The sequence below is a fragment of the gamma proteobacterium symbiont of Scutellera amethystina genome (assembly GCF_059730845.1).
The window spans coordinates 1,824,764-1,837,991 of sequence record NZ_AP035935.1; the positions used below are offsets into that span (position 1 = coordinate 1,824,764).

The 13,228-nt window shown below is 57.9% G+C and carries 13 protein-coding genes; 10 read left to right on the plus strand and 3 right to left on the minus strand.

Features of this window, described 5'->3' with window-relative positions; genetic code table 11:
- The first annotated feature begins 97 nt into the window (after positions 1-97).
- From AC6I79_RS08380 to fliR, 7 genes are read left to right on the plus strand one after another with little or no spacing between them, the layout of a single operon-like run.
- On the plus strand, positions 98-598 hold the full coding sequence (locus AC6I79_RS08380; protein ID WP_088517788.1) for a flagellar basal body-associated FliL family protein: 501 nt from the start codon (positions 98-100) through the stop codon (positions 596-598).
- Between the two features lie 5 nt (positions 599-603).
- On the plus strand, positions 604-1,596 hold the full coding sequence (fliM, locus tag AC6I79_RS08385) for a flagellar motor switch protein FliM (RefSeq protein WP_088517818.1): 993 nt from the start codon (positions 604-606) through the stop codon (positions 1,594-1,596).
- A 7-nt stretch (positions 1,597-1,603) separates the two neighbouring features.
- Positions 1,604-1,984, plus strand: a complete 381-nt coding sequence (fliN, locus tag AC6I79_RS08390; RefSeq protein WP_058757475.1) for a flagellar motor switch protein FliN — start codon at positions 1,604-1,606, stop codon at positions 1,982-1,984.
- Entirely contained in the window at positions 1,984-2,337 is a 354-nt protein-coding gene (fliO, locus tag AC6I79_RS08395) for a flagellar biosynthetic protein FliO (protein ID WP_104188934.1), read from the plus strand. The genes fliN and fliO overlap by 1 nt, the downstream gene beginning before the upstream one ends.
- On the plus strand, positions 2,334-3,068 hold the full coding sequence (gene fliP, locus AC6I79_RS08400; protein WP_498027690.1) for a flagellar type III secretion system pore protein FliP: 735 nt from the start codon (positions 2,334-2,336) through the stop codon (positions 3,066-3,068). Before fliO ends, fliP begins: the two co-directional genes overlap by 4 nt.
- Positions 3,069-3,075: 7 nt before the next feature.
- A complete protein-coding gene (fliQ, locus tag AC6I79_RS08405) occupies positions 3,076-3,345 on the plus strand; it encodes a flagellar biosynthesis protein FliQ (protein WP_058757477.1) in 270 nt (89 codons plus the stop codon).
- 2 nt (positions 3,346-3,347) lie between these two features.
- A complete protein-coding gene (fliR, locus tag AC6I79_RS08410; protein ID WP_088517792.1) occupies positions 3,348-4,124 on the plus strand; it encodes a flagellar biosynthetic protein FliR in 777 nt (258 codons plus the stop codon).
- Between the two features lie 209 nt (positions 4,125-4,333).
- Here the strand turns inward: fliR and AC6I79_RS08415 are convergent, their stop codons facing one another.
- From AC6I79_RS08415 to AC6I79_RS08425, 3 genes are all read right to left on the minus strand, one after another.
- Positions 4,334-4,606: a YmdA family protein gene (locus AC6I79_RS08415; RefSeq protein ID WP_072209934.1), complete on the minus strand. Its 273-nt coding sequence runs from the start codon at positions 4,604-4,606 to the stop codon at positions 4,334-4,336.
- A gap of 398 nt (positions 4,607-5,004) precedes the next feature.
- On the minus strand, positions 5,005-7,398 hold the full coding sequence (locus tag AC6I79_RS08420; protein ID WP_498027691.1) for a glycoside hydrolase family 31 protein: 2,394 nt from the start codon (positions 7,396-7,398) through the stop codon (positions 5,005-5,007).
- A gap of 11 nt (positions 7,399-7,409) precedes the next feature.
- The gene (locus tag AC6I79_RS08425) at positions 7,410-8,711 is read right to left on the minus strand and encodes an MFS transporter (protein WP_021509925.1); all 1,302 of its coding nucleotides are present in this window, start codon (positions 8,709-8,711) and stop codon (positions 7,410-7,412) included.
- A 363-nt stretch (positions 8,712-9,074) separates the two neighbouring features.
- Here AC6I79_RS08425 and uxuA point away from each other — a divergent pair, with 363 nt between their 5' ends.
- The 3 genes from uxuA to uxaC all read left to right on the plus strand — a co-directional run bounded on the left by uxuA (position 9,075) and on the right by uxaC (position 13,214).
- A complete protein-coding gene (gene uxuA, locus AC6I79_RS08430; RefSeq protein ID WP_262264738.1) occupies positions 9,075-10,253 on the plus strand; it encodes a mannonate dehydratase in 1,179 nt (392 codons plus the stop codon).
- A 64-nt stretch (positions 10,254-10,317) separates the two neighbouring features.
- Positions 10,318-11,799, plus strand: coding sequence for a fructuronate reductase (locus AC6I79_RS08435; RefSeq protein ID WP_262264737.1), 1,482 nt, complete (start codon positions 10,318-10,320; stop codon positions 11,797-11,799).
- Positions 11,796-13,214 carry a glucuronate isomerase gene (gene uxaC / locus AC6I79_RS08440; protein ID WP_262264736.1) on the plus strand — a complete coding sequence of 473 codons (1,419 nt, stop codon included), beginning with the start codon at positions 11,796-11,798 and terminating at the stop codon, positions 13,212-13,214. The genes AC6I79_RS08435 and uxaC overlap by 4 nt, the downstream gene beginning before the upstream one ends.
- The last annotated feature ends 14 nt before the right edge of the window (positions 13,215-13,228 follow it).

Consider the following 13,228-nt stretch of genomic DNA (forward strand, 5'->3'; position numbering starts at 1 on the left):
AAATTTTATCCCGGTATAAGCCGCGACGGTCGCTGTAATACAATAGCGGCCGCACTGATTCATATTCTGACCGCTATTTCAAAAGGCACTTTTATTCATGGTTAACCCTAAAACGCCGGCAGCCGGCCGTAAAAGCTCGCCCGTCATGATTATTGCGCTGATTGCGGCGCTGGCTGCCTGTGGCATGGCGGGTTATTTGCTGGTGGAATTTAAACAGCTTAGCGGCACGCTGGCCGGACAAAATAATCGCGCGCCGGCGGAAAAAAATCTTCCGCCCGCCGAACCGCTGTATGTGCCGCTGAAAACCTTTACCGTAAGCCTGAAGCCGGTTACGCCAAATGATAATCGGGTGATATATATAGGCCTGACCATGCGGGTGGAAAATAAAGAGTCCAAAAGCCTGGCGGAAAAAGTGCTGCCGGAGATTCGCAGCCGCATTAATTTATTACTGACCCAGCACAGTGCCGACCAGCTGGTCAGCGCCGAAGGCAAACAGTCGCTGTTAAACAGTATTGCGCAGTCGCTGGCGCAGCCCATTACATCCGGCCAGCAGTTACAGGTCAGCGATATTTTATTAAATGAATTTATTATCCGGTAATGTCCATGTCTGACAGTTTGCTCTCTCAGGCTGAAATTGACCGTCTGCTCAACGGCGGCGGCAGTGAGGACGATGACCGCGCTGCCCAGACCCGCGACGATGGCATTAAGCCGTACGATCCCAATAAACAGCGTCGGGTAATCCGCGAACGTTTACAGTCGCTGGAGATGATTAACGAGCGCTTTGCCCGCCAGTTTCGCATGGGATTATTTAATCTGCTGCGGCGCAGCCTCGATATTACCGTCGGCGCAATCACTTTACAGCCTTATCTGGAATTTGCGCGTAACCTGCCGGTGCCGACCAATCTTAATCTGGTGCATTTGCATCCGCTGCGCGGCTCGGCGCTGTTTGTCTTTTCACCCAGCCTGGTGTTTATGGCGGTGGATAATCTGTTCGGCGGCGATGGGCGTTTTCCCACCAAAGCCGACGGCCGGGAATTCACGCCAACCGAACAGCGGGTGATTTCACGCCTGCTGAATATGGCGCTGAGCGGTTATGAGAGTGCGTGGAGTACGCTGTTTAATATCAAAACCGAATATATTCGTACCGAAATGCAGGTCAAGTTCACCAATATCACCTCTTCACCCAACGATATTGTGGTGACCACGCCGTTCCACGTGGAAATTGGGTCCCTGCACGGCAGCTTCGATATTTGTATTCCGTTCAGCATGATTGAGCCGCTGCGCGAATTGCTCACCAATCCACCGCTGGATAATTCGGTGATGGAAGATGCGCAGTGGCGCACGCTGCTGGCCTCGCAGGTGCGGGAATCGGCGCTGGAACTGGTGGTGAACATGGCGGAGATTCCTACCCGCCTGTCGGCCGTAATGAATATGCAGGTGGGGGATGTGATTCCGTTTGAACGCCGCAACAGCGTCGAGGCCAGCGTGGATAACGTGCCGGTGTTCAGCGCCCGCTATGGCTGCATCGAACAGCACTATGCGCTGCAGATCGAACAGATGCTGAACTCGCGTTTTACCGTTTTGAAGAAAGGATAACCGTCTCATGAATGACAGCCTCAATGTGCCTGGCGCTGACCTCTCCGCCGACGATCTCTGGGCGGCGGCGATGAACGAGCAGGCGGTGGCCGACGCGCCGGCAGGCAAAAGCAGCGCGACCGTTTCCGATGAGCTCCAGCTGATCCACGATATTCCGGTCAAAATGACCGTGGAGCTGGGGCGCACCAAAATGACGATTAAAGAGCTGCTGCGCCTGAGTCAGGGCTCGGTGGTGACGCTTGAAGGGCTGGCGGGGGAACCGCTGGATATTTTAATTAATGGCTATCTGATCGCACAGGGCGAAGTGGTGGTGGTGTCCGATAATTTCGGCATCCGCATCACCGAGATCATCACGCCATCCGAACGCATGAACAGGCTGAGCCGCTGATGAACGCGAGTGAACCTCTGGCGGGTAATTTAATTATGCAGGTGGGCGGCACGCTGGCGCTGATCGTACTGCTGATCATCGGCGCAGGCTGGATTTTGCGCCGCAGCGGTGCGCTGCGCCGTCTGCCGCAGGCCAGCGCCACGTTGCAGATTACAGAACGCCATACCGTCGGCCAGCGCGAAAGGCTGCTGGTGGTGGAGATGCACGACCGTCAGCTGCTGATTGGCGTCAGCGCCGGTCAGATCAGCTGCCTCGCCAGCTTTGACAAACCACAGGCAGAGGTGCAGCCGTCGCGCACCGCGGCGGATTTTCGCAGCACGCTCGGTGACCTGCTGAAAGGGCGCAAGGCGTGACACGCTGGGGCACGCGCGCGCTGGCGTTAAGTTTACTCCTGGCCTCGCGCCCGCTGCTGGCGGCGAATGGCGATCTGGTGCTGACGCGCGCCGGCGAGCAGAGCTGGTCGCTGCCGGTGGAGACGCTGGTGCTGCTGAGCGGCATCACCTTCCTGCCGGCGATGCTGCTGCTGATGACCGGTTTTACCCGCATCATTATCGTGCTCGGCCTGCTGCGCAATGCGCTGGGCACCCAGTCAGCGCCGCCCAATCAGGTGCTGCTCGGGCTGGCGCTGTTTCTCACTTCTTACGTGATGTCGCCGGTGTTTAATCGCATCTACGATGAAGCCTGGCAGCCGCTCTCCGCCAGTCAAATCAGCATGGAAACCGCGCTGCAAAAGGGCGTACAGCCGCTGCGTGAATTTATGCTGCAGCAGACGCGGCAGTCGGATTTGGCGCTCTACGCCAATATGGCGAAGCAAAGCCATTATGCCAGCCGCGAAGATGTGCCGCTGCGTATGCTGCTGCCGGCATTTGTCACCAGCGAGCTGAAAACCGCCTTTCAGATTGGCTTTACGGTCTTCATTCCGTTTCTGATTATCGACCTGGTGGTGGCCAGCGTGCTAATGGCGCTGGGCATGATGATGGTGCCACCGGCCACTATTTCGCTGCCGTTTAAGCTGATGCTGTTTGTGCTGGTGGATGGCTGGCCGCTGCTGCTGGGCTCGCTGGCGAAAAGTTTTTTTAGTTGAGGAACGCATGACGCCCGAAAGTATTATGAGTCTTGGCCATGAGGCGATCAAAGTGGCGCTGCTGATCGCCGCGCCGCTGATGCTGGTGGCGCTGTTCACCGGTCTGCTGGTGAGCATCTTTCAGGCCTCGACGCAGATCAACGAGATGACACTGTCGTTTATCCCCAAAATCCTCGCAATCGTTGCCACCGGTATCGCGCTCGGTCCGTGGATGCTGAATCTGTTTCTCGATTATACCCGCACCCTGTTTGGCAGCCTGCCGTATCTGATTGGTTGACCATGCTGACGCTGCCGATGGAGAGCCTCACGGACGCGGTCAATATCTATTTCTGGCCGTTTGTGCGCCTGCTGGCGCTGTTTCACGCCGCGCCGGTATTCAGCGAAAAGGGCATCGATCGCAAAACCAAAATCGGCCTGGCGCTGCTGATCACCTTATTGGTGGCGGGTGAGCTGCCGCCGCAGCCGGTGCCGCTGTTTTCGCTAAACGGCCTGTGGCTGGCGCTGCGCCAGCTGGTGATCGGGGTCGCGATGGGATTCAGCATTCAGTTTATGTTTGTGGCGGTGCGCATCGCCGGTGAAGTCATCGGCCTGCAGATGGGCCTGTCGTTTGCCACCTTCTTCGATCCTTCCAGCGGCAGCATGCCGATCATCGCCCGGTTGCTGAATGTGCTGGTGACGCTGCTGTTTCTGACGTTCAACGGGCACCTGTGGATGCTGCGTATCGTGACCGATAGCTTTGTTGCCCTGCCGATCAGTGATGCCCCGTTTAACGGCCAGATCTTTCTCTGGCTCAGCACCTCGGCCGCCGCCATCTTTGCTTCCGCGCTGATGCTGTGCCTGCCGGTAATGATGGTGCTGCTGTGTATCAACCTGACGCTCGGCGTGCTCAACCGCTTTACGCCACAGCTGTCGATCTTTGTAGTGGGTTTTCCGCTCACGCTGACCAGCGGCCTGGTGGCGCTGTGGGTGATCACTGGCGCTATCGGTCCGTGGTTCGAGGCGCTGATGGGCGAGAACTTCGCCCGGCTGGTGCTGCTGGTGCAGGGATTGCGCTGAGTCTGTTCGGCGTAATTAATCGCGCAATCGTTCGCCTTGCTCAATGGCAATCTGCGTACTGGCGGTAGGTTAATAGGCAGGGGGACAATCCGGGGCTAATTACAGAGGCTGTTCAGCGTTTACATGAATGAATGGGGTGAAGCAATCCGTTGCAAGTGAAATAACCGGGGTTGCGATATCAGGTACAGAATTAATCAGCCATAGCGGCATTAATTATATTCGACCATCAGGAAGTTCAGGCCACGTTGGCGGGTAATCTGCGCTGTGCCTAATGCGTAAGGCAGCTTTCGTGTCGCCTGATTAACCTGCAGGGTTTCGCTCTTTTTAATCCCTTCGCGCGTGCAGTTTAGCGAGACGCTGCGCGTCACGGCATAATCACAGGAGGGTTCAACGATCGCGCCGACGAACGTGATTTGACCGTCGGCGGCAAGGGTAGCGTGGCTGGTAAGTAAAGCTATCATCGGTAACAGCAATCTTTTCATCACAGAGGCCCTTTGAGAAGTCGGGAATTACCCGGTTAATGTCGTCTTAATGACTAATAGCGCGCCACAGTTGAATATTGCTTAAACCGCGGCGTTTCCGTGTTAAGGCATATTATTACGATGGCTTAGCCAGTGCGTCGTCATGTTTTACGCAATCGCCTCAGCAATAAACGCTTATGCCTGCATTAAGCGCAGCTATTATATTAGTAAGCAACCAGGATTAATCGGGTTAGCAGGGCGGTGAAATAAGCGTATTAAACCGGATAGATTTATTAGCGCGATAACGTCAGGACAGAAAACGGGCAGATAGCGTGTTGGTGTAAGCCGCTGAGGGAGAGAAAAGCGGGCTGTGGTGAAGTTAAGCAGGCGCACCCGACATCGGTGCGCTCTTGCTTTTATCAGCTGCGGGAAATCTGCGCCAGCGTCACGTCGGCTGACGCAGCGCCTGCGGCGACACCATCGATAAACAGCGCACGCTGTTCACCGGCGGGCAGGGCAATCTGCAACGTTTGCCATGCCGGCTCATAATCACCCTTGCGCCGCAACGTAAGGTGAATGGCTGTGGCTTCGCAGCGCATTTCCCACTGCAGCCACAGCGCATTGCCGTGCTGATAACCCCAGGATTCGCCATCATCTTCGAACAGTTCGCCGTGGCTAACGCCTTTGCCCTGCAACGGGTAGAGCTGCAGCGTGCGACGATCGTCTGCGGCGGCGTCGACGTGAGCAATACGCTCGCTGAGTGGCAGTGCCGCACCCGCGCGCACCAGCAGCGGCTGCGTTTCCAGGGGCGCAGGCAAGGTGATCCACTGACCCCCGCTGTACCACTGCTGCGTGGCGAAATCATACCAGCCGGTCTGGTTGTCGGGCAGCCACAGGCGGCGTTCACGCAGGCCAGGTTCCACTACGCTGGCGACCAGCAGATCGCGGCCGAGCAGGAATTCATCACACTCAGCAAAGGTCTGGGCATCGTGTTCATGATCGAGGAACGTCGGGCGCAGCATCGGTTCATCGTCCGCATGCGCCTGCCACAGCAGCGTGTAGAGATACGGCAGCAGGCGATAGCGCAGCGCAATGGCCGCCCGAATCGCGGGTGTGACCGAAGGATACATCCACGGCTCATTCACGGTGTGATCGTCATTCCACGAATGAATGGTGAAGCGCGGATGCATGACGCCATTCTGCACCCAGCGCACAAACAGCTCTGCGTCGGGTTTATCCCCCGAGAAGCCGCCGACGTCGTGACCGACGTTATACAAGCCGGACAGGCTCATGCCGAGGCCCATGCGAATGTTGTAGCGCAGCGAGGTCCAGTTGGTGCGGTTATCGCCGCTCCAGGTTTGCACGTAGCGCTGCATCCCGGCGCAGCCGGAGCGCGAAATCAGGAACGGTCGCTGTTCGGGGGCAAAGCGCTGTTGCGCCTCCATCGAGGCGCGCATCATCAGCAGCGGCATCACCGGGCGAATATGCTTGATGGCAATCGGCGTACCGAAGCCGTGGCAGCGCGCTTCGCCGTCCCAGACTTCATACTCGTTGTTATCATTCCAGGTGGCGTCGATGCCTTTTTCCAGCAGCTGACGGGTGACGTTCTCCTGCCACCAGGCCACCGTTTGCGGATGGGTGAAATCGAGGTGCGATCCTTCATCATCCCAGAACACCGAGCGCTCTGGCACATCTTCTTCCGAATCGCGGATAAACAGTCCCTGAGCCGCGACTTCTTCATAGCGCGGGTGATCCTGCAGCAGGCAGGGTTTGATGTTGGCCGCCAGGCGCAGCCCGGCATCGTGAAATGCCTCGCTCATCGCTTCCGGCTGCGGCACTTTGTCGTAGTTCCAGTTGAACACATAACGCTTGTTATTGATCGAGGTATAACCCGAAGAGAGCTGGAAGGAGTCGCACGGAATAGCGTGCTCCTCACACAGGCGGATGAAGTTCATCAGCTGGTTTTGCGCGTCCGGCGCATCGGTGTAGTGCATGGTCGAGCCGCTGTAGCCCAGACTCCATTTGGGGCCGAACAGCGTTTTGCCGGTCAGGCGCACGAAGGTTTTGGTGATATCCAGCACCCGCTTACCGACAAACAGGTAGTAATCGATATCGCCACTCTCCGCCTGCCAGCGGCGATACGGCTGGTGATAGTTATCCAGCTCGTTACCCAGATCGAACCAGCTGGTGCTGAGGTTATCGTAGAACAGGCCAAAGCTGACGTCGTTACGCCGCGTGAGGGTGAAGGGCACATGTTTGTACAGCGGATCGGTGGAGGAGGCGTTGTAACCCATAGCATCCAGATTACGCATCTCAAAGCGTTTGCCGTTGCGTTGCAGATCGCCGGTTTTTTCGCCCAGACCGTAGTAGCGGTCGTCCGCCATGCGGCGCTGATAGTGCGCCACGCCGTCGCCGTGTGCGTTGATCTGATAGGCGCTGGTGGGGCGATCGCCGGTCAGCAGTTGCCAGTCGCCTGCGGCATCACGGTACTGCCACTCCAGCGCCAGTGGCTGACGCACCATCACGCGCAGCGTGTCGGTACTGATGGTCAGACAATTGGCTTCTTCCTCCAGCGTAAAACCGGGCAGGCTAAACCCGGCCAGGCTGTCGCGCGGACGCCCTTCCCATGGAACATCCTGTTCCGGCGCAATGCTCCAGGTGCGGTCCAGACTGTAGTTGCCGTGGCGCTTGATCACCACGCGGAACAGACCTTTTTCCAGCATGTACAGGCACAGATGGTGTTTGCCATCGACGTTAAGCACCACATGGTGACGATCAGAATGGGCTAAAGACCAGTTTTTTAAGGTTTTCATCGTTACCTACTTCATTGGGTCGCTGAACGACGCTCAGCAATAAACGCAATCAGGAAGACTGCACCGATCAGGTCAAAAAAGCCCATGGCGACAAACAGCGGGTTAAAGCCGATTTTGTCAGCCGTCACGCCAATCACCAGCGAAAACAGGAAGCTGGAGATCCAGGCAAATGAGCCGCGCATGCCATTCACCGTGGCCATCTGGCCCTTATCGAATTTTTCCACCACCAGCGCACTTAACATGCAGGAGATGATCTGATGACCAAAACCGCCAATCGAGATCAGGGCAATCGCGACGTAGGGGTCTTTGGTCATCGCCACCAGCGCCAGCGACAGCATCAGAAAGGCGCCGGTGACCGAGCTGGCGACAACGGAATTTACCTGCCTGAAGCCAAACAGCCGGGTATAGATGCGCGTCAGGTAGCCGCTGGCTGCACTGCCGAGATCCGCCGCGAGGAACGGCAGCCAGGCGAACATGGCAATCTGTTTCAGGTCCATTCCCAGGTCTTTTGCCAGATAGAGCGGTACCCAGAAGCTCAGCACGCCCCATGCCGGTTCAGCCATAAAAGCGGGAATGGCGATACCGTAAAAACGCTTGTTTCTTGAGACGGTTTTCAGAGCTTTAAAGAAGGGCAGTTTGACCGCCGGTGGCTCATTATCCTGACGAATAAAGGCCAGCTCATCGCTGCTGAGATTCGGGTTACGTTCCGGATCGCGATACAACAGCCACCACAGCACCACCCAGCCCAGAGCCAGACAGCCGGTAAACAGGAATGCGCCCTGCCAGCCGAACGAGGCGTGGGCAAAGTAGATGATGGGAGGTGCCAGCATGGCGCCAATCGAGAAGCCGACGCCGGCCCAGCCGGCCGCGATCGGACGCTCTTTTTTCGGGAACCATTCACCAATCACTTTGGCGTTAGCCGGCGTGGCGGCCGCTTCAGCTCCGCCCATGACAAAGCGCAAGATGGCCAGGTGCAACCAGCTGGCGGCGCCGGCATGGAACAGACAGGCCAGCGCCCAGATGGTAGCGCAGATGAAGAAGCCGAGTTTGAGGCCAATGACGTCAATCAGCCAGCCGCAGATCGGTTGAAAGAAGGTATAAGCCAGCTGAAAAGCGCCGACTATCCATGAATATTGTTCTGTGGTGATGCCGAGACTGGTTTTCAGCTCGGGGGCCAGAATGCCTAACGAGTTACGGGTAATGTAGTTGACAGTGACGCCGGCGAGAAACAGCACCAGCACCCACCAGCGCAGATGACGGATGACGCGTTTCGTGCCGGTTGCGGCAATCCCTGGATTCAAACTGCGGTTCATCGGATTCTCCATTCATTATTAACAGCATGTGTGAGCAACGTCTGTGACTGCCTGGCCGGAGGTGGAGTCCATACCGGCCAGCGCATAACCCTGGCCCTTGATTGCCGGGCGTGGCGTGATGCGTCCTGTTTTACCTATCCGCCGGGAGTGAACCACAGTTAGGTCAGGTGGTCGCCAGCCTGATGCGGTATTTGTGATCTGGTTAACCAAAATCATTTATCAGGTTGACTTCCGCCGGTGAAAAGCCGAATTTGACGCTGCGCAGGCGCTTTTTATGACTCATAAAGCGCTTCGCTTGTAAAATTGGTCAACCAAAATGGAAGGGCTTTGAGGATGATGCTCAGGCCCGCAGGAGAGAACGACATGAAGCAGACCTGGCGCTGGTATGGCCCTGACGATCCCGTTTCACTCGCCGATGCCCGACAGGCGGGCGCTACCGGCATTGTGACTGCCCTGCATCACATCCCTAACGGCGAGGTGTGGCCGGTTGAGGAGATTTTGCAGCGCAAAGCGATGATTGAGGCGGCCGGGCTGGTCTGGTCGGTGGTGGAGAGTGTGCCGATCCATGAGGAGATCAAAACCGGCAGCGGGCAGTGCCAAAAGTGGATCAGCAACTATCAGCAGTCGCTGCGCAATCTGGCGCAGTGCGGCATCCACACCGTATGCTACAACTTCATGCCGATTCTGGACTGGACGCGCACCGATCTGGCGTTCGAGCTGCCGGATGGCGCGAAAGCGCTGCGCTTCGATCAGATTGAATTTGCGGTATTTGAGCTGCATATCCTGCAGCGTCAGGGCGCAGAAAATGATTACAGCACTGACGAGATAGCCCAGGCTGCTGCGCGCTTCGCCAGCATGAGCGAAGAGCACAAGCTGCGTCTGACGCGTAACATCATCGCCGGATTACCCGGCGCGGAAGAGGGCTATACGCTGGCGCAGTTTCGTGCTCAGCTGGCGCGTTATGACGGCATCGACAAAGCCCGGCTGCGCGAGCACTTCGCCACGTTCTTGCGCGGTATCATTCCGGTTGCTGAAGAGGTCGGTATTCGCATGGCGGTACATCCTGACGATCCGCCGCGCCCGATCCTCGGCCTGCCGCGTATCGTCTCCAATGCCGACGACCTGCAGTGGATGATCGACACCATCGACAGCCCGGCCAACGGCTTCACGATGTGTACCGGTTCGTACGGCGTACTGGCGGAAAATGATTTAGCCGGCATGGTGAAACGTTTTGGGCCGCGCATCTATTTTGCCCATCTGCGCTCAACCCGGCGTGAAGCCAACCCCAAAACTTTCCACGAAGCCGCGCACCTTGGCGGTGATGTCGATATGTTTGCGGTGATCAAAGCGATTGCCGAAGAGGAGCAACGCCGTCGTAATGCGGGGCAGGAAGACCTGATCCCGATGCGGCCCGACCACGGGCATCAGATGCTGGACGATCTGCACAAGAAAACCAACCCGGGTTATTCCGCGATTGGCCGACTGAAAGGTCTGGCTGAGATTCGTGGCGTTGAACTGGCGATACACCGCGCCTTTTTCTGACACCGATCGCCCTGTACCGCTTGCCCGGCGGACGCGCAGTCGCGCCGGACACTGAGGAGTTCACATGCAACACAACCTTGCCGACGCCAGCATTAAGGTGGCGCGGCCCGCATGGCAGCAGCAGCGGCTGGTGCCGCGCATCGTGCACATCGGCTGCGGTGCGTTTCATCGCGCGCATCAGGCGCTCTATCAGCACCATCTGCTGGAGATAAGCGACAGCGACTGGGGCATTTGCGAGGTCAACCTGATGTCGGCCAGCGGCAGACAGCTGGTGGAACAATTGCGCGCGCAGAATTTGCTCTACAGCGTCACCGAGCAAGGCGCGACGCGTCATGACGTCAAAATCATTGGTTCCGTGCATTCAGCGCTGCACCCGGCGCTGGACGGTTGTGACGGCATTCTTAACGCGCTTGCCCGCGCGGAAACCGCCATCGTCTCGCTGACGATAACCGAAAAAGGCTATTGCACTCATGGCGCAACCGGCGAACTGGACAGCACCCATCCGCTGATCGTGCACGATCTGGCCCATCCCCGGCAGCCGAAATCCGCCATTGGCTTTATCGTTGAGGCGCTGCGCTTGCGGCGTGAAGCCGGGTTAGCGCCTTTTACCGTGCTGTCATGCGACAATCTGCGTGATAACGGCCACGTCGCGCGGGCTGCGGTCATCGGTCTGGCACAACGGCAGGATGCGGCGCTGGCGGCATGGATTGAGCAACAGGTCACGTTTCCCTGCACCATGGTTGACCGCATCGTGCCGGCCGTGACGGAAGAGACGCAGCGCGAGATTACCGGGCTGCTGGGCATCGCCGATCCCTGCGGTGTCGCCTGTGAGCCGTTTCGTCAGTGGGTGATCGAAGATAATTTCGTGGCTGGACGTCCCGACTGGCAGCGCGTTGGTGCGCAATTTGTTCCGGATGTCGCCCCCTACGAGTTGATGAAACTGCGTCTGCTGAATGGCACGCACTCGTTTCTGGCGTATCTCGGCTACCTCGGCGGTTGTGAAACTATCGCTGATACCATGCAGCTGCCCGCTTACCGTCAGGCCGCGCTGTCGCTGATGCTGACTGAACAGCGTGCCACGCTGACGATGCCGGCAGGCAGCGATCTCAACGCGTATGCGCATCAACTGCTTGAGCGCTTCAGTAATCCGTCGCTGCGCCATCGCACGGCGCAAATTGCCAGCGATGGCAGTCAGAAACTGCCACAGCGCATGCTGGATTCGCTGCGCTATCATCTGCACCACGGCAGTGACTGCCAGCATCTGCTGCTCGGCATCGCGGGCTGGATGCGTTATATCCTCGGCGAAGACGAAAAGGGCGAGCGTTACCCGGTGGCTGATCCGCTGGTCGCTAAGTTTGAGTGGATTAATCAGCAGTTCCCTTCAGGTCCCGCCCGCGTGCAGGCGCTGCTGGGCATTAACGAGATCTTCGCGGACGACTTACCCGCCAATCCGGCCTTTGTTGCCGCCCTGCAACACACCTATGACCGCCTGTGCCAGTTGGGTGCCAGAGCCGCGGTTGCATCCCTCAATCCGGAGGCCAAATGAAGCGTTTTATGGATGACGATTTTCTGTTGCACAGCGAGGTGGCGCGTCGCCTGTATCATGACGTGGCGGCGGGGATGCCGATCTATGATTATCATTGCCACCTCAATCCGCAGCAGATTGCAGAAGACCGACAGTTTGCCAACCTCGGGCAAATCTGGCTGGAGGGCGATCACTACAAATGGCGCGCACTGCGCGCGGCGGGTGTAGAGGAATCATTGATCACCGGTAACACTACCAGCGATTACGATAAATATCTGGCCTGGGCGCAGACCGTGCCAAAAACGCTCGGCAATCCGCTCTATCACTGGACGCATCTGGAGCTGCGCCGGCCGTTTGGTATCACAGACACGCTGTTTGGACCAGAAACCGCACCACGCATCTGGCATGAGTGTGCGGAGAAGCTGGCCACGCCTGAATTTTCCGCGCGCGGCATCATGCGCCAGATGAACGTGCGTATGGTGGGCACCACTGACGATCCGATCGACTCCCTGCAGTACCATCGTCAGATAGCTGAAGACAGCAGCTTTGATATTGAGGTGGCACCGAGCTGGCGTCCGGACCGGGTGTTCAAGATTGAACTGGAAGGATTCACCGATTACCTGACCCGGCTGGAAGCCGCCGCAGATGTCAGTATCGACAGCTTTGATGCGCTGCGTGTGGCGTTACTGCGCCGACTGGACCACTTTTCCGCCCATGGCTGCCGTGCCGCCGACCACGGCATTGAAACGCTGCGCTATGCTGCGGTGCCAGCCGACAGCGTGCTGGATGGCATTCTCGCCAGACGCCGCAGCAATGCGGCGCTGAGCGAGCTGGAGATTGCGCAGTTCAGTACCGCTGTGCTGGTGTGGCTGGGCGCGGAGTATGCCCGCCGTGGCTGGGCGATGCAGTTACACATCGGTGCAATCCGCAATAACAGCACGCGCATGTTCCGTCAGCTCGGCCCGGACAGCGGTTTCGACTCCATCGGCGACCATCCTGTTGCCTGGCCGCTGGCGCGCCTGCTGGACGCGATGGACACCAATGACCAGCTGCCAAAAACCATTCTTTACTGCCTCAATCCGCGTGACAACGAAGTGCTGGCTACCATGGCGGGTAACTTTCAGGGCGCAGGGATGGCGGGCAAGATGCAGTTCGGCTCTGGCTGGTGGTTCAACGATCAGCGTGACGGCATGCTGCGGCAACTGGAGCAGCTGGCGCAGATGGGGCTGCTCAGCCAGTTCGTTGGCATGCTGACCGATTCGCGCAGTTTTCTCTCTTATACGCGGCACGAATACTTCCGCCGCATTCTGTGCAACCTGTTTGGCGAGTGGGTGCGTGACGGTATTGTGCCGCACGATGAAGCTGCGCTGGGCGCGATGTTGCAGGATATCTGCTTCCATAACGCCCGACGCTACTTCACCCTTAACCCACGGTGAAAATCACGCCCTGT